Genomic DNA, 21846 nt, shown 5'->3' with positions numbered 1-21846 from the left:
TAACGATGCCAAAAACAACTATTACCCCGCCTGGCACCGGCGTCCCTATAGCGCCTTTTGTCCCCGGCACGCTGGCGGACGGCGTAGTTTATGTCTCCGGCACCTTGCCTTTCGATCAGGAGAATAACGTAGTGCACGTCGGCGATGCCGCGGCGCAAACCCGTCACGTGCTGGAAACCATTAAAAGCGTGATTGAGGCGGCTGGCGGCACTCTGGAAGACGTAACCTTTAACTCTATTTTTCTGACCGACTGGAGTAACTATGCCGGGATCAATCGGATTTACGCCGAGTATTTTCCTGGCGAAAAACCTGCGCGCTTCTGTATCCAGTGCGGTTTGGTGAAACCAGACGCGCTGGTAGAAATCGCCTCAATCGCGCATATCGGCCGTTAACGGAGGCGTTATGCATCTTGAAATTTCGGGGCAGGACTCGCCTTCTGCGCCCACGCTGGTGCTCTCCGCCGGGCTGGGCGGGCTGGGAAGCTTCTGGCAACCTCAGCTTGCTGAGCTGCGCAAAGCTTATCGCGTGGTGATTTACGATCAACGCGGCACCGGACGCAGTCCGGATGCCCTGCCCGCAGATTACAGCATGCGCGATATGGCTGCGGAACTGGCGGCGGCGCTGGCAGAGCGGGAAATTACCCGCTTTGGCGTTATCGGCCACGCGCTGGGCGGCATGGTGGCAATGCAGCTTGCGCTCGACTATCCCGACCGCGTCACTCTGATAGCGATCGTTAACGGCTGGCTGCGGCTTAATGCCCATACCCGCCGCTGCTTTCAGGTTCGCCAGGATTTGCTGCTGAACGTCGGCGTGGAAGCCTATGTCCGGGCGCAGCCGCTGTTTCTCTATCCCGCCGACTGGCTCTCAGAGAATCAGGCGCGCATTGAGGCGGAAGACGCGCTGCACTGCGCGCATTTTCAGGGCATGGAGAATCTTTTGCGTCGCCTGCACGCTTTGATGAACTGTGATTTTACGCACCAGGCCAGCCATATCACTCAGCCTGTATTAGTAATTTGCTCTCAGGACGATCTGTTGGTGCCATCGGTTTGTACGCAACAGCTCTACGAAGCGTTGCCAAACGCCATGCTGAAAAGAATGCCACGCGGCGGCCATGCCATGAGCGTAACGGAAAGCGCCGCCTTTAATGAAATTTTACTTACCTGGCTGGATGCCTCTCACCAACGGGAGCCGTTATGGCAGAAGCTTTAAACTCCACCGCGCTGGCGACGCTCTTTACCGCCGCGCGAACCTACAATGGCTGGCAGGACCGCGCCGTCAGCGACCAGCAGCTGGCGGAAATTTACGATCTGGTCAAAATGGGGCCGACTTCGGCCAACTGTAGCCCCGCTCGATTCTGCTTTGTGCGCAGCGCCGAAGGCAAAGCCAGGCTTAAGCCAACGCTTTCCAGCGGCAACGTTGAAAAAACCATGACCGCGCCGGTTACAGCTATCGTTGCCTGGGATCCAACCTTTTACGATCGGCTGCCGGAGCTTTTCCCGCACGCCGACGCCAAAGCCTGGTTTACCAGCAGCCCGGATCTGGCGGAAGAAACCGCTTTTCGCAACAGTTCGCTGCAGGCGGCCTATCTGATTGGCGCCTGCCGGGTACTCGGACTGGATACCGGCCCGATGTCCGGCTTCGATCGCGCCGCTGTCGATGCTGCCTTTTTTGCCGACAGCGGCTGGAAAAGCAATTTATTAATCAACATAGGCTACGGCGACGTGGATAAAGTTTATGCGCGTCTGCCAAGACTGGCTTTTGCCGACGCCTGCACGCTTGCATAAGGAGTTAACAATGTCTCTCGATACGCTGCTGCCCGAAATCGCAACGGGCGTGGATAAACAAGAGTTCCGCAATGCAATGGCATGTCTGGGCGCTGCGGTAAACATAGTCACTACCGACGGCCCGGCGGGCCAGGCAGGCTTTACCGCTTCCGCCGTCTGCAGCGTCACCGATTCACCGCCGACGCTGCTGGTTTGCCTGAATCGATCCGCTTCCGTCTATGACGTTTTTAGCGCTAACCGCCAGCTTTGCGTCAACACGCTGGCCGCCGGACAGGAATCTCTTTCTACCCTGTTTGGCGGTAAAACACCGATGGCGGCGCGTTTTCAGGCCGCCAGCTGGTCAACGCTGACAACGGGCTCGCCCGTGCTGGCTGGCGCGATGGTCTCGTTCGACTGCCGCGTTAAGCAGATCGCCAGCGCAGGCACCCATGACGTAATGATTTGCGAAATCGAAGCGCTGGCCTGCAACGATCAAACTCACGGCCTGATCTGGTTCGATCGCGGCTACCACCACCTCAGGCGCCTGTAGCCCGATACCCGCTCCGGCGGCTACTATTTACTTCTCTGGAGAAGACGATGGCTGATTCCTGGTTTCCCCAATGGCGTAAGGTGTCCGCTACGGATATGGTTGCGCCCGATGAAACGTTGTCGCCGGGTCAAACAATAATTATGGGTCTCCAGCACGCGGTCGCCATGTTCGGCGCAACAGTGCTGATGCCGCTGTTAATGGGCCTGGATCCTAATCTGTCCGTACTGATGTCCGGCATCGGTACGCTGCTGTTTTTTGTTATCACCGGCGGGCGCGTGCCCAGCTATCTTGGCTCCAGCGCGGCTTTCGTTGGCGTAGTAATTGCAGTCACCGGCTTTAACGGCCAGGGCGTCAATCTCAATCTTGGCGTCGCGCTTGGCGGAATTATTGCCTGTGGCTTGCTTTATACGCTGATCGGCATAGTGGTAATGAAGGCGGGAACGCGCTGGATCGAGAAGCTGATGCCGCCAGCGGTCACGGGTGCCGTGGTAATGGCGATCGGACTCAATCTGGCACCTATCGCAGTACGCAGCGTTTCCTCTTCCATGTTTGACAGTTGGATAGCGGTAATGACGGTAGTCTGCATTGGTCTGGCTGCCGTTTTTACGCGCGGTATGGTGCAGCGGTTGCTGATCCTGGTCGGGCTGATTGCAGCCTGGGCCATCTATGCGCTACTGACCAACGGTTTTGGCCTGGGTAAACCCGTAGACTTCAGCCTTATCGCCAGCGCATCCTGGTTTGGCTTACCTGGTCTCACCGCTCCGGTTTTTAACAGCCAGGCGATGTTTTTGATCGCGCCGGTGGCGATTATTCTGGTAGCGGAAAATCTGGGTCACCTGAAAGCGGTAGCGGGAATGACCGGAAAAAACCTCGATCCCTGGATGGGCAGAGCTTTTGTCGGCGATGGGCTGGCGACCATGCTTTCAGGTTCTCTGGGCGGTAGCGGCGTCACTACCTATGCGGAAAACATCGGCGTAATGGCGGTAACCAAAGTCTATTCGACGCTGGTCTTTGTGGCGGCTGCGGTTATCGCTGTGTTACTGGGTTTTTCACCTAAATTCGGCGCGCTGATCTATACCATTCCCGCGCCGGTTATCGGCGGCGCATCTATCGTAGTATTTGGCCTGATAGCGGTAGCGGGCGCGCGTATCTGGGTACAGAATAACGTCGATTTAGGGCAAAACGGCAATCTGATTATGGTCGCCGTCACCCTGGTGCTGGGCGCAGGCGATTTTGCGCTAAAGCTCGGCAGCTTTACTCTGGGCGGCATCGGCACGGCAACCTTCGGCGCTATTATCCTTAACGCCATTCTTGGTCGCCGTCGGGCTGCCGCGCTGAAGGACGTTGTACGCCAGCAAAGCTAATCGGCTTTTACCTTTGCGGGCGAAGCACGCTTCGCCCGCTTTTTCAATTTGAGTTCGCTAATCAGCACGCCTGCAACAATCAGCGCGCCGCCGATCAGCGCCACGCCTGGTAGCCTTTCGCCAGCTATTCGCCCGACGATCCCAGCCCAGACAGGTTCACCCGCGTAGATAACCGTTGCCCGGGTTGGCGAAACGCTGCGCTGCGCCCAGTTCATAGTGACCTGTATTACCGCGCTCGCCGCGCCCAGCCCCAGTGCGCTAAACAACAAATAAGGCGAATATGCCGGTACGGTTTCGCCGTTAGGTGCCATTAGCGCGAAGGAGAAAAGCGAGGCAGCGGCCAGTTGAATGACGGTAACTCTTTTTACATCTACTTTGCCCGCGCTGGCGCCGATAAGAATGATCTCGCCCGCAATGGCCAGCGTGCTGAGCAGCGTCGCCGTTTCCCCGATGCTAAACGCCAGCGAGCCGCTTTTCGGCCCGGCCAACAGCATCAGCCCGGCAAAAGCCAGCACAATACCGATCCAGGACATCAGCCCCGGTAAACGCTTTAAAAAAAGCCATTGCAGCAGCGGCACCAGCGGCACATACATAGCGGTGATAAAGGCCGACTGGCTGCTTTCGATGGTCTGCATGCCCCAGGTTTGCAGGCCGTAACCGCCGCTGATGGCGGCGCCGATAGCCGCACCAGCTTTGCATTCCGCCAGCGTCAGGCCGCGCAGCGATTTTCTGGCCACGAGTGCCAGCAGCAGCGCCGCAGTAGCAAAGCGTAGCCCGACGAAAAAGAACGGGCCGCTGACGGTCATAGCATGGTGCACGGCCAGAAAAGTGCCGCCCCAGACCATAGTGATTAGCATCAGCACCAGTTCTTGCGGGCTAAAAGAGAATTTATAACGGGAAAGTAAAGACATAGCGCGCTCGTAAAATTTTTGGCGCAGTGTGGCAAGGGTTGGGGCCGGAAGCAACCAGAAAACCGCTGTTGACGCTTACGCCGCCGGATTTACCCCGACGGCGTAAGATTTCATCCCCGGATCAGGTTTTGTCGCGACTGCCCCGGCTGTTACGTCCCCCTTTTTCACCGGCCTGTGAGGCGCGCTGCGGGTCGTTTTTAAAATTGCCGCCGCTGGCTTTACCGCCTTTGCGGCCCGCTTCTGATGCTCGCTTACGGTCTTCAGCGAAATTTCCAGATCCACCACGATGTTCTGCCATTTCTTACCTCCGAATAGTTAAGCCATCATTCTGCATTTTGACGATGGAACAGGCGAACCAACGTCGCGGCGCTGCCGAAAAACCGGCGCCCCCACCGCGTTATTAAGCATAGATTATCGGTGAAAATAGCGATTATTTTTATCATTGACGACGGTAATGCTGCCTGTCTCCTGGAGGAAAATAGCGGCAAATCATATTATTAAAATTAATATCTTTTTTCAGGCGCTTGCTGGAGCGGCTATTTTCCAGGCACCTGAATTACCCGTTCCGCCAGCCTCATCTATACTTTTCTACCGAAAGCTGTTTACAACCACCCAGTCAGGGAGCGAACGATGGCAAAAATTTTAGTGCTGTACTATTCGATGTATGGTCATGTGGAAACCATGGCAAATGCAGTAGCAGAAGGCGCCCGTCGGGTTAGCGGAGCGGAAGTCACGATCAAACGCGTGCCTGAAACTATGGATGCCAGCCGCTTTGCGCAGGTTGGCGGAAAAACTGACCAGACGGCGGCAGAAGCCACGCCGGACGAGCTGCCGCAATATGATGCCATTCTGTTTGGTACGCCAACTCGCTTCGGCAATATGTCCGGCCAGATGCGTACCTTCCTCGATCGTACCGGCGGCCTTTGGGCATCCGGCGCGCTGTACGGCAAAATTGCCAGCGTTTTCTCATCAACCGGCACCGGCGGCGGCCAGGAACAGACGATCACCTCAACCTGGACTACACTTGCCCATCACGGCATGGTGATTGTGCCAATTGGCTACGGCGCAAAAGAGCTGTTTGATATTTCACAGGTTCGCGGCGGTACGCCTTACGGCGCTACTACGCTCGCGGGCGGAGATGGCTCGCGTCAGCCCAGCGAAGATGAACTGAATATCGCCCGCTATCAGGGCGAATACGTCGCCGGACTGGCGGTAAAACTGAACGGATAACCTCAACTCACAGGAGACACAGTATGGCTACGCAACAATCTAAAGAGCACCGCGTGGGAGAATGGGCAAGTATTCGTTCCACTTCGCCTGAAATTGCCGAAGCCATTTTCGAGGTGGCAAATTACGACGAAAAACTTGCCGAAGGGATATGGGAGCAACAGGGCAACGATGAGGTACTGCTGCGCGCTTTTGAGAAAACCGATCAGGATGTGCTGACCTGGGATAACGTTCCGGTGGAACGCAAAAACGTCTAGTCTTCAGCGCGGCGGAGTAGCAGTATATTCTGCTGCTTCGCCACCTTCACAGCACAAAGAGACACCTTCCTGCCTTGTTAAAACAGTAAATCCTCTACTACGCTTATTCTCACCATTTAGCCAGACGGCCTTGAGAAGGAGCCATTATGTCTTATAAAACAATCAACCCTGCCAATAACGAGCTGATTAAATCCTGGCCCGATCATAGCGAACAGCAGGTGGAAGCAGCGCTGAAAACCGCCGACGAGCTTTATCACTCGTCGTGGTCTAAAGGGCCAATGCAGCCGCGTCTGCAGGTACTGACTAAACTGGCCGATCTGATTGACAACCGCGTGGAAGAACTGGCGAAAGCGGCCAGTGTTGAAATGGGTAAGCTGATTGAGCAGAGCCGCGGCGAAGTTAAGCTTTGCGCGCAGATCGCTCGCTATTATGCAGAAAATGCAGAACGTTTCCTTGCTCCAACCTCTTATCCTACCGATCTGGGCGAAGCCTGGGTAGAAAACCATCCGATTGGCGTACTGGTAGCAGTAGAGCCATGGAATTTCCCTTACTATCAGCTGATGCGTGTACTTGCGCCTAACCTGGCCGTAGGTAACCCGGTGTTGGCTAAACATGCCGCTAATGTTCCTCACTGCGCCACACTGTTTGAAGAGCTGGTAAGCCAGGCTGGCGCACCAAAAGGCGCATGGACTAATCTTTTTGTCAGCAACGACCAAATTGCCTCGCTGATCGCCGACGATCGCGTACAGGGTGCAGCTCTGACCGGTTCCGAACGCGCGGGTAGCGCAGTGGCACAGCAGGCCGGTAAATATCTGAAAAAAACCACGCTTGAACTGGGCGGCAACGATGTGTTCGTGGTGCTGGACGACTGCGATTTGGATAAAGCCGTGAAGGCTGGCGTCGGCGCGCGCCTGAGTAACTGCGGCCAGGTTTGTACCGCAGCCAAACGTTTTATCGTGCACGAAAAAGTAGCCGATACTTTTCTGGAAAAATTTACCCAGGCTTTCCGTGAAGTGAAGATCGGCGATCCGCTGGATGAAAGCACTACGCTTGGCCCGCTCTCTTCCGCCAGCGCACGCGATACTCTGGTTAAACAGGTCGAAAACGCGGTAGCCAAAGGCGCGAAGCTGCATCTGGGCGGCAAGCCTGTAGAAGGTGAAGGCTGTTTCTATCAGCCAACCATACTTTCCGGCATCACCCGTGAAAATCCGGCTTATTTTGAAGAGTTTTTCGGCCCGGTGGCGCAGATTTACGTAGTGAAGGATGACGAAGAAGTAGTCAAACTGGCTAACGATTCTCACTACGGCCTGGGCGGTTCGGTTTTCACTAAAGATATTGAGCGCGGCAAAACCCTGGCCTCCAGGATCGAAACCGGGATGGTTTATATCAATTCCGCTACTGATACCGCGGCTGAACTGCCGTTTGGCGGCGTTAAGCGCTCCGGATATGGCCGCGAGCTTTCCGATCTGGGGATCAAGGAGTTTGTGAACCAGAAGCTGGTAGTGGTCAGTAAAGGTTGATTATCAGAGAGAAAGGCCGACGTAACGTCGGCCTGAGGTTCAGCAGTCTGAGACCGGCGAAACGCCGGTCTTTTTTTATGCGCTATCAGGATGATTTATTTTCAGCTGGCGCAGTTTTCTCGTCCGCTGGCTTGCTGGTAGCCTCGCCTGCCGCCGCGCTTTTATCTGCTGCGGCTTTCTGCTGGGCAGCTTTATCGGCTGCAGCTTTATCTTCAGCCGCTTTCTCAGCCGCGGCTTTGTCCGCTGCGGCTTTTTCTTTGGCTGCCTTATCCGCCGCGGCTTTTTCTTTGGCAGCTTTTTCTTTAGCCGCCTTATCATCGGCTGCGGCTTTATCCGCTGCTGCTTTATCCGCTGCTGCTTTATCGGCTGCTGCTTTATCCGCCTCAGCTTTTTCTGCCGCTGCTTTTTCTGCCGCTGCCTTGTCAGCCGCCGCTTTGTCGGCAGAAGCTTTATCATTAGCCGCCGCCGCTATCGGCGTACCGGCGATAGCTTTATTCAGCACCTGAGTAAACTGATCCCATGGGCAAAAGCCGTTAGCGTCAGTTTTACAGCCGTTCATCTCCAGCGTGACGCGTTTTGGCGGCGTATCCAGCGAAAGCGGCGTGGCGTCGCGCAGCTGATCGCTGCTCTGGTAAACGTATTCAACCTTCACCAGCTCCTGATTGTTTTTCTTGTCGTGCCAGCGCTGGAACTGGATCATGCCGCCGATTGGCGTACGTTCGAACTGGTCGGGCAGCGTGTAGGCTTTGAAATCCAACGCGCTGAGCAGCGAAGCGATATTGGAATCGTGCCCGACCATCAGCGTTACCTTAGGCGCGCTGGCTTTATCTTCATCCACCAGCAGGCTACGGATATAGTCCACCAGCGGCGCCGCTACGTCGCGCGCCACTTCCGGCGAGGTAAATAGCGTATCCTGATAGCCGTTTTTTATCGCCGACAGCTCTTGCCACTGCTCTGGCGTTTTGATCTGTCCCCAGGCGACCTGGTCGGCCGGCATCCCTGCATAATATTGCAGGGTAAAGGCGTCGACCAGCGAGTTGCCCACTTTCAGCGGGCCGCTGACGGTTGGCTCTTTGCCGTTTTCCGCCAGGAACTTATTCTGGTTAGTGCTGCTGAGATCGCACTGTTTTTTACCCACGCAGGCCGGGGAATTTTTATAATCAATAATTTTTTCCAGCCGCTGGAATGCCGGTTTCAGCGTCAGCTTTTCCGCCGCGCTGTTCATGGCGGTCAGCGCCTGTTTATTAAATGCCTCGCTACCATCGGTAATAATTGGGTTGAAGATGGGATCCATTGTGCCCATCTCATCCTGATGGGACACCGGCACGTCACAGCCGGGGAAAGCACCGGTAATAAAATACTGCGCGGTGGCGACGGTACGCTGCAGACTGTTAGCGTAGGCATAAACATCCTCACTGGCAGGGCACTCTCCCTCTTTAATCAATCCCTGCTGCGCCAGCCATTCCCGGGTGTAATGCCCCATATAGACTTCCAGCACGCCTCCCCTGGTGGTGAGCTGGCCGCCCGGTACATCCCATTCCGGCCATTTTTTCTTCGTAGACTGCGCCAGCACGCTGCCGTTATCGGCCAGCGGCGCCCGAAGATTGTGGCGGCTCATCATTAACACCTGTTCAAGCTGATAGTTGTCGTCAGCGGCGTAAGCGGTGCCGGAAAGAGCCGAGCAAACCGCCAGTGCACAAAGACTATACTTTTTCATCATGTGTTTTTTCCATTGATTCAAGGATGGATCGCCCGGCCAGTAAAGCGCTATGGCTGGCAAAAAGCGAGCGTCAAAGACAAGGCGCCGCCGCGCAGCGAAAAATAAGGCCGGGTACGGGCATTATTCGTGTTGAGAATATAGCAGACTATCGCTTTTGCCGTTATGGCGCATCAGGAGATTGAAAAGACAAAAGGTGTTTTTTGTAAGCGGGCCAATCCCTGACTGACAGAGCCAACGATAAGCAGAAAGCAAAACGGGCCAGCTTGCGCTGACCCGTCGAATTTGATGGCGGAGGAGGAGAGATTCGAACTCTCGAACGGTTTCCCGTCGCCGGTTTTCAAGACCGGTGCCTTCAGCCACTCGGCCACCCCTCCGCACTTGTATCATCCGCACCTGCAGTGCATCTGATGGCGCGCAGTATAGGGGAAAGCGCGATGGCTGCCAAGCACTATTTTCGCTATTTTGTTGAATTTATGCGCTTTTGAACACGGCAGTGATGCTTCCGGTCAGTAAAAAAACAGCGGCTATCTGTTTTTACACCGAACTCGTTGCCTGCTTTAACTGGCAGGAGGTTGCTGCGCAATACGCATGCGCCGTTCCCAGGCAATATTTATCCTAAAGATACAGCGATTAATTCCATCCGGCTCGTACATTGATAAACAATTTACCTTCAGGCTGCGGCTCATCAATTCGGTAATAATATGTACGGCCTGGTTGCGGGTACTGGTAGCTAATGCGCCTGACATTGTCGGCACCTGGCTACAGCTCTTCTTTATCCGCTAAGTAATCAGACCCGGTTAAACCAGCATGTATACATTTTCGCTCGTTACCGTTTTATAAAAAGGAGACAGAATATTTCTTATTAAGCGTGCATCGTTTCAGGAGCAATTAAGCTAAAGATTCTGAAGGAAAGCGGAGAGTTTACAAAACCTGCTGCGGTTGCAGGCTCGTTGCAGCGTACATAGCAAAACGGGCCAGCTTGCGCTGACCCGTTGAATTTGATGGCGGAGGAGGAGAGATTCGAACTCTCGAACGGTTTCCCGTCGCCGGTTTTCAAGACCGGTGCCTTCAGCCACTCGGCCACCCCTCCGCAATGACCCGAACTATAAACATCCTCTGCGCCGATGTAAAGCGGGCCGCGTTTCAACTGCCTTAAAAAACGCCAATTAACGCTCTTTTGCCGATAAATACGTCAGGGTGATTGTTTATCAGCCGCATTGACGAGTAAAGATGGGTAAAACGTCTTTCCCCATAGCGGCCCGCTCCTTATTCTCACTGCTATCTGATGACCTTAAGAGGCATTTATATGGATCGCATTATCTCCGGTTCCCGCGAAAGCTCGCTGCTTTCCACCCACAAAGTTTTGCGTAATACCTATTTCCTGCTGGGGCTGACGCTGGCTTTCTCTGCTGTCACCGCCACGCTGAGCACCGTCTTCGCTCTGCCCGCGCCGGGTCTGATTATTATGCTGGCCGGCTTTTACGGCCTGATGTTTTTGACTTATCGCCTGGCCGATAGCCCGGCGGGTATCCTGGCCGCTTTCGCCTTTACCGGTTTCCTTGGCTACTGCCTCGGCCCCATTCTGAATACGCTGTTATCAGCAGGCATGGGTGATGTGATCGGCCTGGCGCTTGGCGGCACCGCGCTGGTGTTCTTCTGCTGTTCGGCCTATGTGCTGACCACGCGTAAGGATATGTCGTTCCTTGGCGGCATGATGATGGCGGGTTTTGTGGTACTGCTGGTTGCCGTACTGGCCAACCTCTTTTTGCAGATCCCGGCGCTGCATCTGGCGATTAGCGTGATGTTCGTGCTTTTCTCTTCCGGCGCTATTCTGTGGGAGACCAGCAACATTATTCACGGCGGCGAGACCAACTATATTCGTGCCACCGTCAGCCTCTATGTCTCCATTTATAATATTTTCGTCAGCTTGCTGAGCATCCTGGGCATGTCCCGCAGCAATTAACCGCATCCTGAATGAACATGCCCCGCGCTGCGGGGCTTTTTTTTGCGCGATCGCCAGGGGTTATTTTTGCTAAACTGCCCTTCGGTTACTGATACAGAGGCAATACGGTGTTTTTTGACGGTAAAGAAATCGCGCGCGACGCGCAGGGATATTTGACCAAAACCACGGACTGGAGTGAAGGTCTGGCGCCGCTGCTGGCGGAAGAAGAAGGTATTGAGTTGAGCGAAGCACATTGGGAAGTGGTGCGTTTTGTGCGGGACTTTTACCTGGAGTTTAATACCTCGCCTGCCGTGCGCATGCTGGTCAAGGCGATGGCAAAAAAATATGGCGAGGAGAAAGGCAACAGCCGCTACCTGTTCCGCCTTTTCCCCAAAGGACCAGCCAAACAGGCAACAAAAATCGCCGGTTTGCCCAAGCCCGCTAAGTGCCTTTAAGCCTTATCCCGTCGTAAAGCCATCCGGGCAATCTTCGCCGTGGTAAGGCTCCTCCAGGACTTTATCCACCCTGGCTGAACGCGGCCCGCCCGCTTTTAGCCAGGCGATTAACGCCTCGACTTCTTTTTCTTCGCCGCAGGCCAGTACTTCTACGCTGCCGTCGTCAAGATTGCGGGCATAGCCTTGCAGTCCTCGCGCCTTCGCTTCGTGCTGAGTGGTATAGCGAAATCCCACCCCTTGCACGCTACCCTGAACCCAGGCCCTTTTACAGATTGTCGCCATTTTTCCTCCTGAACAGAGAGTTTGCTTTTTAAAGCCAGCCACCGGACAATGGCGCCTGTTTTTCTGACTGTAAGCATAGCAAATATGACCGTTCGTTTGATTCTTGCCAAAGGGCGTGAAAAGTCCTTACTTCGCCGTCATCCCTGGGTTTTCTCCGGGGCCGTAGCCCGCATGGAAGGCAAAGCCCAGCCGGGTGAAACCATTGACGTTTGCGACAGCCAGGGGAAATGGCTGGCCCGCGCCGCCTGGTCGCCCGCTTCACAAATCCGCGCCCGCGTCTGGAGCTGGGAACAGGACGAGGCGATCGATATCGCCTTCTTTACCCGCCGCCTGCAGGCTGCCCAGCAGCTACGCGACTGGTTGGCAGAAAGGGACGATCTGGATAGCTATCGCCTGATCGCTGGCGAGTCCGACGGCCTGCCGGGCATCACTATCGATCGCTTCGGTAACTTTCTGGTGCTACAGCTGCTTTCCGCCGGTGCGGAATACCAGCGTGCTGCCCTGATTACCGCACTGCAGGATTGTTATCCGGAGTGCGCTATCTACGATCGTTCAGATGTATCGGTGCGTAAAAAAGAGGGCCTGGAGCTGGCGCAAGGCGTAGTGCTGGGCGAAAAACCGCCTGAACTGCTGCCAATTACCGAGCACGGCATGAAGCTGCTGGTGGATATCCAGACCGGCCATAAAACTGGCTACTATCTGGATCAGCGCGACAGCCGTTTGGCTACGCGCCGCTATGCGAAAGATCGCCGCGTGCTGAACTGCTTCTCTTATACCGGCGGTTTTGCCGTTTCGGCGCTGATGGGCGGCTGCCAGCAAGTTATTAGCGTGGATACCTCTCAGGCGGCGCTGGATGTAGCCCGCCAAAACGTAGAGCTGAACGGGCTGGATCTGTCTAAAGCAGAGTTCCTGCGCGATGACGTTTTTAAACTGCTGCGCCGCTATCGCGACAGCGGAGAAAAGTTCGATCTGATCGTCATGGATCCGCCAAAGTTCGTCGAAAATAAAAACCAGCTGGCTGGCGCCTGCCGCGGCTATAAAGATATTAATATGCTGGCTATGCAGCTGCTCAATCCCGGCGGGATGCTGCTGACTTTCTCCTGTTCCGGCCTGATGCCTACGGAGCTTTTCCAGAAAATTATCGCCGATGCCGCGCTGGATGCTCAGCGTGAGGTACAATTTATAGAACAGTTCCGTCAGGCGGCCGATCATCCGGTGATCGCCAGCTATCCGGAAGGCCTCTATCTGAAAGGGTTTGCCTGCCGCGTACTGTGACTTGAAAACGCTGGCCCTGCCCCCATATAGGATGGCAGGGCTATGTTTCTCAGGAGGTCACAATGATTGCCAGCAAATTTGGACTTGGCCAGCAGGTGCGACACAAGCTGCTGGGTTTCTTAGGGGTTGTGGTTGATGTGGATCCGGAGTACTCGTTGGAAGATCCTAAAATCGATGATATCGCTGAGGGAGCGCTACGTAACGCACCCTGGTATCACGTAGTGATGGAAGACGATAACGGCGAAACGGTGCATACCTATCTGGCAGAAGCCCAGCTGGGGTGGGAAATACCGGGCGAGCATCCCGAGCATCCTTCTATGGATGAACTCGCCGCCTCAATCCGCGAGCAGCTTCAGGCGCCGCGCCTCAGAAACTGATAAAAGCCCCCTCGCGGGGTTTTTTATCGCCTTTCCAGCCCCAGTCGGGGGATTTCAATTTTCGGGCAGCGATCCATTACCACCTGCAGACCCGCGTCTGCTGCTAATACCGCAGCCTGCTCGTTGATCACGCCAAGCTGTAACCAAAGCGATTTAGCGCCGATGGCTATTGCCTCCTGCGCTACTCCCCAGGCCGCTTCCGAATTACGGAACACATCGACCATATCCACTGGTTCGGGGATCTCTTCCAGTTTCGCGTAGACTTTTTGCCCCAGCAGCGTTTGTCCGGCCAGTTTGGGACTGACCGGCGTGACTTTGTAACCCCGATCCAGCAAATAGGCCATCACCTGATGGCTGGCTCTGTCGGGCCTGTCGCTGGCGCCTACCAGCGCGATATGGTGGGTTGCTGTCAGCACCCCGGCGATAGTTTTATCGTCCATCCGTTTCTCCTGCTAAGAAAGCCGCTTCTGAAGTGAAGATCTTTTGCGCTTATAATCATAGCCGCAAAAGATTTAGCATGATTAAATATGTGAAAATGTTAATATGCTGCCATAATGAAAGACTTTGATACATTCGCTCTTTTTTAAATTCCTGTGCATCTGGAGAAACAATGAAGCTGGGTCTGCTCCTGACAGGGTTGATGACACTATGGGTTGCGGCTGCGGCTCAGGCAACCACTTTAAAACTCGCCTCTGATATCGATCTGCTGGTGCTGGACGGTCATAAAATTTCCGGTTCTTTACTGAAAGGCGCAGACGGGCTTGAACTGGATCGAGGCCAGCACCAGTTACTGTTTCGCGTGGAAAAAAACCTCGAACACGGCCGTGCCTCTACGCCCTGGATCTCGCCGCCGCTTATAGTGACTTTTACCGCCCGGGCAAAATCAATCGCCATCACCTTACCTGCCATTCATACTTCCGCGCAGGCGCGAAGTTTTGCCCAGCACCCCAATTTTCAGCTAAGGGACGATCAGAATAATATTGTCGAAAGTCAGCAGGATCGTCTGACTGTGTCCACCGGCGAAAATTTTGAGCGGGAAATGGCAGCCTATAATATGCAGGGCCGCACGGCTTCGGTTCCCCGCTTTGCCCAGCCGCATACCACCAGCACCCCAGCCGATAACGACTCGCTGAACTTCGCCAGCGGCGATTTTCCGGGCGGTCGTGTGCTGCAACTCTGGTATCAACAGGTCGATTCCGCTACCCGCCAGCGTTTAACCCTGCTGATGAGGGCGTTGCGCACAGGTTGAGCGCCGCGCGCTGGCGTCCGGCGAGCCTAAACCGTATAGTTTGCTTTTCACCAAGACAGGATATCGCCATGGAGCAGACTACCCGCACTATCGGGGAAAAAAAACATATCGCGCTGGTCGCGCACGATCACTGTAAGACTTCAATGATGGAGTGGGTCGCAAGCCACAAGGCGTTGCTACAGCAGCATACGCTGTACGCCACGGGCACTACCGGCAATTTGATCCAGCGTGCTACCGGCCTGCCGGTAACGGCGATGTTGAGTGGGCCGATGGGCGGCGATCAGCAGGTAGGCGCACTGATTTCAGAGGGTAAAATCGACGTGTTGATTTTCTTCTGGGATCCGCTGAACGCGGTGCCGCACGATCCCGATGTTAAGGCGCTGCTGCGACTGGCGACGGTCTGGAACATTCCCGTTGCAACCAATCGCGCCACCGCCGATTTTATTATTCACTCTCCGCTTTTTGCGCAACCGCTCGCTATCGCTATTCCCGACTACCAGCGCTATTTGCAGCAACGCCTGCAGTAAACGCAACGGGCGTGCCGGACTATGGCTTGCGCAACAGCGGCACGCCCATGCGTTTAAATTCCGTCACGAAGCTGGAGGGGTTGTCGCTATCAAACAGCAGCCAGACCTGCTTTTTCGCACGCGTTATCGCCACGTAGGCCAGACGACGCTCTTCCGCATCGGGGAAATCCTCCGGCGGCGGCAGCAGCGCCTGTTCGATCACCGACTCTCTTGCCGGTGCCGGAAACCCCTCTTCGCCGCTCTTCAGGCCCGTCAGCAGAACATAGTCCGCCTGCTGCCCTTTACTGGCGTGCACTGTCGAAAAGGCAATATTCAGCTCTGGCCAGCGTGTTTTTGCTTTGTTCAGCAGTGTTGGCTGCTGATAGCGGTAGCGGCCCAGAATCAGGATCCTTTCTTCCCGGGTCACATAGCCGCTTAGCTTGTTCAATAACGCCTCCAGCTGCGACTCTGGCAGCAGCGAGATCGACTTTTTATTGCCTTTGCTTTGGCTATTTAGTGCTTTCTTTAGCTGAGAAGGATTTTGCTGGATAAAGGCGTTAGCGATTTCGCCGATGCGATCGTTAAAACGCCAGCTGGTGTCAAGCACACAGCTATCGCCTTCGCCAAAATAGTGATGAAAAGCGGTGGTCAGCGCCATCTCCGCGCCGCTGAAGCGATAAATTGCCTGCCAGTCATCGCCTACCGCAAACAGCGAGGTGCGACTGTTTTGTTTACGCAACGCCGCTAATAAAGCGGCACGCTGCGGCGAGATATCCTGAAACTCATCAACCAGAATATGTTTCCAGGGGCTGATAAAACGCCCTTTTTCCAGCACGGCTATCGCCTGATGAATCAGCCCTGAAAAATCTATAGCCTCTTCTTCTTTCAGCGCGCTTTTCCAGGCTTTCAGCATGGGCGCCATCAGTTTGACCCGCTTGCTGAACAGCTCGCGTACCTCTTCCGGCGCGGATTCAATCATGGCAGCCTGCGCGCCGCCGTGCATCCGCATCAGCTCCAGCCAGCGCTCCAGACGCCCGCCCAGTTTTTTAACCAGCGCCGCATCCTGCCAGTAAGCGCCTTCGTTCAGCTTCCAGCCCAGCTCGTCCTGCAGCCATTGCCGCCAGCCGCTGGCCTGCGCCTTTTTCTCGCTGCACTGCCGCTGCCAGGTTTCGATCAGCAGCTTTTGCCGCTTTTCGCTGTCGCTTTCCAGCTCGCTGATAACGGGGGATTTATTGCTGCCCTGCTGAATAATGTGCAGCGCCAGCGCATGAAATGTTCGTGCCTGTAGGCCACTTGTGTTCAGCCGCGCCTGAATGCGCTCGTTCATCTCTTCCGCCGCCTGGCGGCCAAAAGCCAGCAGCAGGATTTGTTCAGCCGCGGCTTCTTTTCGCGCCAGCAGCCAGCCAGCGCGTGCCACCAGCACCGAAGTTTTACCGCTGCCGGCGCCTGCCAGCACCAGCAGCGCGTCCTCGCCGTTGACTACCGCTTCCGCCTGGGATGCGCTAAGCGGCGAAGTTTCCACGCTGGCGAAAAATTCCGCATGCTGCGCCAGCATTTTTTCTGTCCACTGCGCATTACGCTGGCGACGCTGCGCCTCGCTGTTTTCCAGCCAGCGCTGGCAAAAAAGGTATGCCTCCCGGCAGCAGTCAAATTCCTCCAGACGGGCAACGGGCAAGGGCAGTGCGGAAAATGTCTCCAGGATCGCCTCCCGCCATTGTGCTGCCTCGTGGCGTTTCAGCCATTTGTCCTGCTGCCCGAATTCGTGGAGGCTGGCTGCCTGCTGTTGTAAAACGTCGGCGGCGACCAGGCTCATCTGCTGGCTCCAGGCCTGCCAGGCCTGGTTAAGGTAATGATAGAACCGCTGCGTCTCCTGCCACTCCGTGCCGTGCAGGCGTACCACTTTGTTTTCGGGCAGCGAAAACTCCAGTTCGCCCCATACCAGTCCGCGTTTACAGCGGATCGCCAGCAGCTGGTTAAAAGGGATCAGATATTCATGCTTCTGACCGCTGACTTCGACGCCGGCAGAGAGCAGACGCACCCGGTTGTAGGGATGCTGCGCCAGATGCTTACCCAGCGATGTTGCTTTCAGTTCCATTAACGGCCTCGGGCTGCGGTTATTCTGGCCGATAGTTTACCCGGCAAGACTGTACCGCTCCAGCGCTAAAACACGGTATAATCAACGCATTGACCTTTCTCTTTTCACGCAGCCCAAGGAGTACCTGATGCGTACCATTTTAAATATTCTTAACTTCGTGCTGGGCGGCTTTATTACCACGCTGGGCTGGCTTTTCGCCACCGTCCTCAGCGTCGTCTTTATTATTACGCTGCCGCTGACGCGTTCCTGCTGGGAAATCACCAAGCTTTCGCTGCTGCCCTTCGGCAATGAAGCGGTACATGTGGATGAGCTGAACCCCGGTAAAAAGAATGTCTTACTGAACTCTGGCGGTACCTTACTGAATATCGTCTGGTTTATTTTTTGCGGCTGGTGGCTTTGCATTACTCATATCCTGGTAGGGATCACGCAGTGCATTACCATTATTGGTATTCCTACCGGCATCGCGCACTTCAAAATCGCCGCTATTTCGCTTTGGCCTGTGGGGCGCCGCGTGGTCAGCGTCGAAGTCGCTAAAGCCGCGCGTGAAGCTAACGCCCGCAGCCGGTTTAACTAATTATGCGCCTGTCGCTGACGCCGCATCTGCGCCGCTACGCCTATAACAGCGCCCTGCTTTATAACCTGCGCATTTTCTTTGCGCTGGCTGGTACGACGGGCGTGCCGCTTTGGCTGGGCCAGATTACCTGGACCATTCCGCTGACGCTGGGCGTGGTGGCGGCGGCGCTGGCCGATCTCGACGATCGCCTCAGCGGCAGGCTGCGCAACCTGGTGATCACGTTAATTTGCTTCTGCGTGGCGTCGGTTTCCGTCGAGTTGCTGTCACCTTTCCCCTTGCTGTTTCTTGTCGGGCTGGCGCTCTCCAGCTGGGGATTTATCCTGTTAGGCGCGCTGGGACAGCGTTATGCAACGATTGCTTTCGGCGCGCTGTTGATTGCTGTCTATACGCTGCTTGGGCTTGGCCTTTTCCCGGACTGGTACAGGCAGCCTGCCCTGCTGCTGCTTGGCGCCGTCTGGTATAACCTGCTGACGCTGACAGGGCATTTGATTTTCCCTGTAAGGCCACTGCAGGAAAACATAGCGCGCTGTTTTGCCGGTCTGGCGCGCTACCTGGAAGCTAAAGCAGGCCTGTTCGATCCCGATATAGAAGAAAACGACGACGCCTCGCTGATTGAAGCGGCAATGACCAACAGCCAGCTGGTCGCCACGCTGAATCAGGCGAAAATATCTATTCAGTCTCGTTTGCGCGGCGATCGTGGACAGCGCAGCACCCGAAGAACGCTGCACTACTATTTTGTCGCCCAGGATATTCACGAGCGCGCCAGCTCTTCTCATGCGCAATATCATGCGCTGCGCAGAGAGTACCGTTACAGCGATATTTTGTTCCGCTTTCAGCGACTACTGACCATGCAGGCCAAAGCTTGCCAACAGTTGTCCAACGCCATTTTGCTGCGCGAGCCCTGGCAGCACAATCCGCGCTTTGAGCGCGCCTTTACGCACCTCCAGGCAGCGCTGGATCGTCTGACAGCCGCTCAGCCTGCCAGCAGCGATATCAAGGCGATGCACTATTTACTGCATAATCTTAAGGCGATTGATGCCCAGCTGGCGACTATCGAATCAGAACAGGTGCTGCAGGATAACAGCGACGGCCGCCTGTCCAGCGAAGGCCTGACCGGCTGGGCGGATATCCGCCTGCGGCTCAGCCGCCATCTTTCGCCGCAGTCGCCGCTTTTTCGCCATGCCGTGCGCATGTCGCTGCTGCTCTGCACCGGTTACGCTTTTATTCAGCTAACCGGGCTTGAGCACGGCTACTGGATCCTGCTCACCAGCCTGTTTGTTTGCCAGCCTAACTATAACGCTACCAAAAGACGGCTGGCCTTGCGCATTGTCGGAACCCTGGCCGGCATAGCTATCGGCCTGCCGCTGCTGTGGCTGGTGCCGTCCGTCGAGGGACAGCTCCTGCTGATTGTGCTTAGCGGCGTGCTCTTTTTCGCTTTCCGGCAGTCCCAATATGCTAACGCTACGCTATTTATTACCCTGCTGGTGTTATGCTGTTTTAATTTGCTCGGCGAGGGGTTTGAAATAGCGTTGCCGCGCATTATAGATACGCTGCTGGGCTGCGGCCTGGCCTGGCTCGCCGTGGCTTTTATCTGGCCCGACTGGCGGTTTCGTCGGCTTTCCGCCGTAGCGGAGCGCACGCTTAATGCCAACTGCCGTTATCTGGATGCCATCCTGGTGCAGTATCACCAGGGAAAAGACAACCGGCTGGATTATCGTATCGCCCGGCGCGACGCGCACAATTGTGACGCGGAGCTGGCTTCCGTGGTTTCTAATATTTCTGCCGAAAAAAATGCGGGCAACGGCCTGCGGGAGGACGCATTCCGCCTGCTGTGCCTGAACCACTCTTTTCTTAGTTATATTTCCGCGCTCGGTGCCCATCGGGAGAAGATTGCCAGTCCGTCGATGCTGCAACTGATGGATGATGCCGTCTGTTATGTCGATGACGTACTGCACGTCGATATCGTCGATGACAATAAGGCGGCAAGACTTCTGAGTAACCTTTCTGCCCGTCTGGCGGCCGCCGAAGCGGCACCGGAAACCAAAGAACCCCTGGTGTTGCAGCAGGTTGGCCTGCTGGTCGCGCTGCTGCCGGAAATTGTCCGGTTGAAAAAAAAGATGCTGCAAATTTAAGCCTGCTGCCTGGCCTCACGCAGAAGCGTTTTTTGATACCACTCGCGCAGTTCGGTTTTGACGCTCTCCGGCAGGGTTTCGTGGTGACGGCCCGCTATAGCGCCTTCCAGCGCAAACAACACGTTGATGCCCAGTTTTTTATTGCTGGCATACAGCTTTAGCCAGCAGCGCCGCGCGCCCTGCTCTTTCAACATGGCGATAGTGCTGATGCCAGCCTGCCGCAGCAGCATCTCCAGGCGTACGGTGAGATTGGGCAGATCTTTCAGACGCTGTTTTTGCTGTTTGTTCGCCCGCTGCTGCCGCGCGCCCTGAAGGCACAGGCGCGATAGCGCCAACAGTTGCTCCTGCTCTTTCCACAGCGGATCGTCAACCCGATAGTAGTCCAGCGCGACCGGCATGCCTCTTTTGGTAAAGCACAATGGTTCCATTTTGCGCTCCACGATATAAGGTTTCACCTGCTCGCAGGCGCGCAGGTAAAGTTCGCCTTCCGCCACCAGCGCGAAAACGACATTTTCTACCGACAGGCTGTAGCCGCCGAACTGGCTGCGATAGTCTATTTCACCCAGCTCGGCGAGCTGGTCCCTGACTTTTTCAATTTGTTTTTTTGAATCACTCATCATGTTCTCCCTGTAGACAGAATGATTAACTGCTATCTCCTTACAGAGAGAGAAAAGTATGTAATCCCGGTAACCGGTTCAATTAATAATTGCGCTTGCAGCAGGTTACATTGTGATTTTGCGAGGCGTTTTCAAAAAATAAGGTTGATCTTTAGCTATCGCCCTTATACTGTATATCCATACAGTGACCTGCGAGCGAAGCCGATATGCATACTCATTCCATGAAATCTCATTCTGTTAACAGCCGTTTTCGTCAGTCCTGCGCCGCTACCTCCACCAGCGAAGCGACCGGGCTGATCGGCGAACTGATCTACAGCGAGAATCAACCGGGCATGACGCAAATGCTGCTACTGCCGCTGCTCCAGCAGCTGGGCACCCAGTCGCGCTGGCAGCTGTGGCTGACCCCGCAGCAAAAACTGAGCCGTAGCTGGCTGGCGCAGTCAGGGCTGCCGCTGGATAAGGTCATGCAGGTGCAGGGGCCGGCTATCAACACACTGGAGGCGATGATTAAAGCATTGCAGACGGGTAATTACAGCGTGGTGCTGGGCTGGCTACCAGATGAGCTTACGGTGCAGGATCGCCGCCGCCTGGATGACGCCGCGCTAAGCGGCCAGGCTTTAGGCCTGATTATGCGGCCGGATCCGGTCGAAATGGCTGCGTCCAGACCCTATAACGGGTTAAAAATTCACTCGAGTTTGTATCATTAAGTAAAAATAAGATTTTTCTCATCACAAAATTCTCCGCCGGGCGCGTTAAGCGTCTGATAATGCTCTGACCCGGCGGGACAATGGTTTAGCCTCAATTTCCCCTTGCCTTTGCCGCTCTTCACTTAAGCCCAAATGTGTAAATTTGTGTACAAAACCACGTTTTTTTTCAGGCCTGCTTCACATCTTACTTGTAAGTTTGCTGGTACGTTGTAGACTTTACGTCGCCAGGGTGCTCAATAATCTCCCTTTTTTGGACGAGTCATAATCGAGCGTCATAACCCGGCGAAGGATTAATCAAAGAGCTAATGAAAGCTCATTGCCTA

24 protein-coding genes and 2 tRNA genes are annotated in these 21846 nt (G+C 55.2%); 17 read left to right on the top strand and 9 right to left on the bottom strand.

Annotated features, from left to right (window positions below; translation table 11 throughout):
* Nucleotides 1–5 precede the first annotated feature (5 nt).
* From rutC to rutG, 5 genes are read left to right on the top strand one after another with little or no spacing between them, the layout of a single operon-like run.
* Nucleotides 6–392, top strand: coding sequence for a pyrimidine utilization protein C (rutC, locus tag ACETPC_RS11695; protein ID WP_380181541.1), 387 nt, complete (start codon nucleotides 6–8; stop codon nucleotides 390–392).
* Nucleotides 393–402: 10 nt separating this feature from the next.
* Nucleotides 403–1209 (top strand): pyrimidine utilization protein D, encoded by an 807-nt coding sequence (gene rutD / locus ACETPC_RS11690; protein ID WP_380181539.1) that lies wholly within the window; start codon nucleotides 403–405, stop codon nucleotides 1207–1209.
* Nucleotides 1194–1784 (top strand): malonic semialdehyde reductase, encoded by a 591-nt coding sequence (locus tag ACETPC_RS11685; protein WP_380181537.1) that lies wholly within the window; start codon nucleotides 1194–1196, stop codon nucleotides 1782–1784. The genes rutD and ACETPC_RS11685 overlap by 16 nt, the downstream gene beginning before the upstream one ends.
* Before the next feature lie 10 nt (nucleotides 1785–1794).
* Nucleotides 1795–2313 (top strand): NADH-dependent FMN reductase RutF, encoded by a 519-nt coding sequence (gene rutF / locus ACETPC_RS11680; RefSeq protein ID WP_380181535.1) that lies wholly within the window; start codon nucleotides 1795–1797, stop codon nucleotides 2311–2313.
* Between the two features lie 47 nt (nucleotides 2314–2360).
* On the top strand, nucleotides 2361–3677 hold the full coding sequence (gene rutG / locus ACETPC_RS11675) for a pyrimidine utilization transport protein G (RefSeq protein ID WP_380181533.1): 1317 nt from the start codon (nucleotides 2361–2363) through the stop codon (nucleotides 3675–3677).
* On the opposite strand, the gene ACETPC_RS11670 is transcribed toward rutG, so the two are convergent.
* Complete coding sequence (locus ACETPC_RS11670; RefSeq protein ID WP_380181531.1) at nucleotides 3674–4588, bottom strand: DMT family transporter; 915 nt, start codon at nucleotides 4586–4588, stop codon at nucleotides 3674–3676. The genes rutG and ACETPC_RS11670 overlap by 4 nt on opposite strands.
* A 121-nt stretch (nucleotides 4589–4709) precedes the next feature.
* Entirely contained in the window at nucleotides 4710–4886 is a 177-nt protein-coding gene (locus ACETPC_RS11665; RefSeq protein ID WP_246762553.1) for a general stress protein, read from the bottom strand.
* A gap of 332 nt (nucleotides 4887–5218) precedes the next feature.
* Between ACETPC_RS11665 and wrbA the strand changes: the two genes are divergently transcribed.
* The 3 genes from wrbA to ACETPC_RS11650 all read left to right on the top strand — a co-directional run bounded on the left by wrbA (nucleotide 5219) and on the right by ACETPC_RS11650 (nucleotide 7592).
* A complete protein-coding gene (wrbA, locus tag ACETPC_RS11660) occupies nucleotides 5219–5818 on the top strand; it encodes an NAD(P)H:quinone oxidoreductase (protein ID WP_380181528.1) in 600 nt (199 codons plus the stop codon).
* 23 nt (nucleotides 5819–5841) lie between these two features.
* Entirely contained in the window at nucleotides 5842–6072 is a 231-nt protein-coding gene (locus tag ACETPC_RS11655; protein ID WP_336141004.1) for a YccJ family protein, read from the top strand.
* 146 nt (nucleotides 6073–6218) lie between these two features.
* Nucleotides 6219–7592, top strand: a complete 1374-nt coding sequence (locus tag ACETPC_RS11650; RefSeq protein WP_380181526.1) for an NAD-dependent succinate-semialdehyde dehydrogenase — start codon at nucleotides 6219–6221, stop codon at nucleotides 7590–7592.
* A gap of 85 nt (nucleotides 7593–7677) precedes the next feature.
* On the opposite strand, the gene agp is transcribed toward ACETPC_RS11650, so the two are convergent.
* The 3 genes from agp to ACETPC_RS11635 all read right to left on the bottom strand — a co-directional run bounded on the left by agp (nucleotide 7678) and on the right by ACETPC_RS11635 (nucleotide 10402).
* On the bottom strand, nucleotides 7678–9312 hold the full coding sequence (agp, locus tag ACETPC_RS11645) for a bifunctional glucose-1-phosphatase/inositol phosphatase (RefSeq protein WP_380181524.1): 1635 nt from the start codon (nucleotides 9310–9312) through the stop codon (nucleotides 7678–7680).
* A 286-nt stretch (nucleotides 9313–9598) separates the two neighbouring features.
* Nucleotides 9599–9686, bottom strand: a tRNA-Ser gene (locus tag ACETPC_RS11640).
* Between the two features lie 628 nt (nucleotides 9687–10314).
* Nucleotides 10315–10402 (bottom strand) — tRNA-Ser (locus tag ACETPC_RS11635).
* A gap of 216 nt (nucleotides 10403–10618) precedes the next feature.
* Between ACETPC_RS11635 and yccA the strand changes: the two genes are divergently transcribed.
* The gene (gene yccA / locus ACETPC_RS11630; RefSeq protein ID WP_380181523.1) at nucleotides 10619–11275 is read left to right on the top strand and encodes an FtsH protease modulator YccA; all 657 of its coding nucleotides are present in this window, start codon (nucleotides 10619–10621) and stop codon (nucleotides 11273–11275) included.
* Between the two features lie 107 nt (nucleotides 11276–11382).
* The gene (tusE, locus tag ACETPC_RS11625; protein WP_380181521.1) at nucleotides 11383–11709 is read left to right on the top strand and encodes a sulfurtransferase TusE; all 327 of its coding nucleotides are present in this window, start codon (nucleotides 11383–11385) and stop codon (nucleotides 11707–11709) included.
* A 3-nt stretch (nucleotides 11710–11712) separates the two neighbouring features.
* Here the strand turns inward: tusE and yccX are convergent, their stop codons facing one another.
* A complete protein-coding gene (yccX, locus tag ACETPC_RS11620; protein ID WP_380181520.1) occupies nucleotides 11713–11991 on the bottom strand; it encodes an acylphosphatase in 279 nt (92 codons plus the stop codon).
* Nucleotides 11992–12075: 84 nt separating this feature from the next.
* Between yccX and rlmI the strand changes: the two genes are divergently transcribed.
* Entirely contained in the window at nucleotides 12076–13266 is a 1191-nt protein-coding gene (rlmI, locus tag ACETPC_RS11615) for a 23S rRNA (cytosine(1962)-C(5))-methyltransferase RlmI (protein ID WP_380181518.1), read from the top strand.
* 62 nt (nucleotides 13267–13328) lie between these two features.
* A complete protein-coding gene (gene hspQ, locus ACETPC_RS11610) occupies nucleotides 13329–13643 on the top strand; it encodes a heat shock protein HspQ (RefSeq protein ID WP_380181517.1) in 315 nt (104 codons plus the stop codon).
* Nucleotides 13644–13666: 23 nt separating this feature from the next.
* On the opposite strand, the gene ACETPC_RS11605 is transcribed toward hspQ, so the two are convergent.
* On the bottom strand, nucleotides 13667–14083 hold the full coding sequence (locus ACETPC_RS11605) for a CoA-binding protein (RefSeq protein ID WP_380181515.1): 417 nt from the start codon (nucleotides 14081–14083) through the stop codon (nucleotides 13667–13669).
* 170 nt (nucleotides 14084–14253) lie between these two features.
* Between ACETPC_RS11605 and ACETPC_RS11600 the strand changes: the two genes are divergently transcribed.
* Together ACETPC_RS11600 and ACETPC_RS11595 are read left to right on the top strand one after the other, a co-directional pair.
* Nucleotides 14254–14892: a DUF2057 family protein gene (locus ACETPC_RS11600; protein ID WP_380181514.1), complete on the top strand. Its 639-nt coding sequence runs from the start codon at nucleotides 14254–14256 to the stop codon at nucleotides 14890–14892.
* A 68-nt stretch (nucleotides 14893–14960) separates the two neighbouring features.
* The gene (locus ACETPC_RS11595) at nucleotides 14961–15419 is read left to right on the top strand and encodes a methylglyoxal synthase (RefSeq protein WP_380181512.1); all 459 of its coding nucleotides are present in this window, start codon (nucleotides 14961–14963) and stop codon (nucleotides 15417–15419) included.
* A gap of 19 nt (nucleotides 15420–15438) precedes the next feature.
* Here ACETPC_RS11595 and helD read toward each other — a convergent pair whose 3' ends face one another.
* Entirely contained in the window at nucleotides 15439–17493 is a 2055-nt protein-coding gene (gene helD / locus ACETPC_RS11590; protein WP_380181510.1) for a DNA helicase IV, read from the bottom strand.
* Between the two features lie 127 nt (nucleotides 17494–17620).
* Here helD and ACETPC_RS11585 point away from each other — a divergent pair, with 127 nt between their 5' ends.
* Nucleotides 17621–18067 (top strand): YccF domain-containing protein, encoded by a 447-nt coding sequence (locus tag ACETPC_RS11585; RefSeq protein WP_380181508.1) that lies wholly within the window; start codon nucleotides 17621–17623, stop codon nucleotides 18065–18067.
* 2 nt (nucleotides 18068–18069) lie between these two features.
* Entirely contained in the window at nucleotides 18070–20199 is a 2130-nt protein-coding gene (gene yccS, locus ACETPC_RS11580; RefSeq protein ID WP_380181506.1) for a YccS family putative transporter, read from the top strand.
* Here yccS and ACETPC_RS11575 read toward each other — a convergent pair.
* Nucleotides 20196–20816 (bottom strand): TfoX/Sxy family DNA transformation protein, encoded by a 621-nt coding sequence (locus tag ACETPC_RS11575; protein ID WP_380181504.1) that lies wholly within the window; start codon nucleotides 20814–20816, stop codon nucleotides 20196–20198. The two genes, yccS and ACETPC_RS11575, sit on opposite strands and share 4 nt — an antisense overlap.
* Nucleotides 20817–21022: 206 nt before the next feature.
* On the opposite strand from ACETPC_RS11575, the gene sulA reads away from it, so the two are divergent.
* Nucleotides 21023–21523, top strand: a complete 501-nt coding sequence (gene sulA / locus ACETPC_RS11570; RefSeq protein WP_380181502.1) for an SOS-induced cell division inhibitor SulA — start codon at nucleotides 21023–21025, stop codon at nucleotides 21521–21523.
* The last annotated feature ends 323 nt before the right edge of the window (nucleotides 21524–21846 follow it).

It is taken from the genome of Pantoea sp. sgz302252 (genome assembly GCF_042610525.1).
Taxonomy (GTDB): Bacteria; Pseudomonadota; Gammaproteobacteria; order Enterobacterales; family Enterobacteriaceae; genus Erwinia.
Note: the sequence above shows the minus strand (reverse complement) of the source record. Positions and strands in the feature narration are given on the sequence as shown.

Excerpts from the sequence above, each read along its gene's own strand:
- rutC (WP_380181541.1), top strand. The coding sequence starts at position 6 with ATGCCAAAAACAACTATTACCCCGCCTGGCACCGGCGTCCCTATAGCG.
- rutD (WP_380181539.1), top strand. The coding sequence starts at position 403 with ATGCATCTTGAAATTTCGGGGCAGGACTCGCCTTCTGCGCCCACGCTG.
- ACETPC_RS11685 (WP_380181537.1), top strand. The coding sequence starts at position 1,194 with ATGGCAGAAGCTTTAAACTCCACCGCGCTGGCGACGCTCTTTACCGCC.
- rutF (WP_380181535.1), top strand. The coding sequence starts at position 1,795 with ATGTCTCTCGATACGCTGCTGCCCGAAATCGCAACGGGCGTGGATAAA.
- rutG (WP_380181533.1), top strand. The coding sequence starts at position 2,361 with ATGGCTGATTCCTGGTTTCCCCAATGGCGTAAGGTGTCCGCTACGGAT.
- ACETPC_RS11670 (WP_380181531.1), bottom strand. The coding sequence starts at position 4,588 with ATGTCTTTACTTTCCCGTTATAAATTCTCTTTTAGCCCGCAAGAACTG.
- ACETPC_RS11665 (WP_246762553.1), bottom strand. The coding sequence starts at position 4,886 with ATGGCAGAACATCGTGGTGGATCTGGAAATTTCGCTGAAGACCGTAAG.
- wrbA (WP_380181528.1), top strand. The coding sequence starts at position 5,219 with ATGGCAAAAATTTTAGTGCTGTACTATTCGATGTATGGTCATGTGGAA.
- ACETPC_RS11655 (WP_336141004.1), top strand. The coding sequence starts at position 5,842 with ATGGCTACGCAACAATCTAAAGAGCACCGCGTGGGAGAATGGGCAAGT.
- ACETPC_RS11650 (WP_380181526.1), top strand. The coding sequence starts at position 6,219 with ATGTCTTATAAAACAATCAACCCTGCCAATAACGAGCTGATTAAATCC.
- agp (WP_380181524.1), bottom strand. The coding sequence starts at position 9,312 with ATGATGAAAAAGTATAGTCTTTGTGCACTGGCGGTTTGCTCGGCTCTT.
- yccA (WP_380181523.1), top strand. The coding sequence starts at position 10,619 with ATGGATCGCATTATCTCCGGTTCCCGCGAAAGCTCGCTGCTTTCCACC.
- yccX (WP_380181520.1), bottom strand. The coding sequence starts at position 11,991 with ATGGCGACAATCTGTAAAAGGGCCTGGGTTCAGGGTAGCGTGCAAGGG.
- rlmI (WP_380181518.1), top strand. The coding sequence starts at position 12,076 with ATGACCGTTCGTTTGATTCTTGCCAAAGGGCGTGAAAAGTCCTTACTT.
- hspQ (WP_380181517.1), top strand. The coding sequence starts at position 13,329 with ATGATTGCCAGCAAATTTGGACTTGGCCAGCAGGTGCGACACAAGCTG.
- ACETPC_RS11605 (WP_380181515.1), bottom strand. The coding sequence starts at position 14,083 with ATGGACGATAAAACTATCGCCGGGGTGCTGACAGCAACCCACCATATC.
- ACETPC_RS11600 (WP_380181514.1), top strand. The coding sequence starts at position 14,254 with ATGAAGCTGGGTCTGCTCCTGACAGGGTTGATGACACTATGGGTTGCG.
- ACETPC_RS11595 (WP_380181512.1), top strand. The coding sequence starts at position 14,961 with ATGGAGCAGACTACCCGCACTATCGGGGAAAAAAAACATATCGCGCTG.
- helD (WP_380181510.1), bottom strand. The coding sequence starts at position 17,493 with ATGGAACTGAAAGCAACATCGCTGGGTAAGCATCTGGCGCAGCATCCC.
- ACETPC_RS11585 (WP_380181508.1), top strand. The coding sequence starts at position 17,621 with ATGCGTACCATTTTAAATATTCTTAACTTCGTGCTGGGCGGCTTTATT.
- yccS (WP_380181506.1), top strand. The coding sequence starts at position 18,070 with ATGCGCCTGTCGCTGACGCCGCATCTGCGCCGCTACGCCTATAACAGC.
- ACETPC_RS11575 (WP_380181504.1), bottom strand. The coding sequence starts at position 20,816 with ATGAGTGATTCAAAAAAACAAATTGAAAAAGTCAGGGACCAGCTCGCC.
- sulA (WP_380181502.1), top strand. The coding sequence starts at position 21,023 with ATGCATACTCATTCCATGAAATCTCATTCTGTTAACAGCCGTTTTCGT.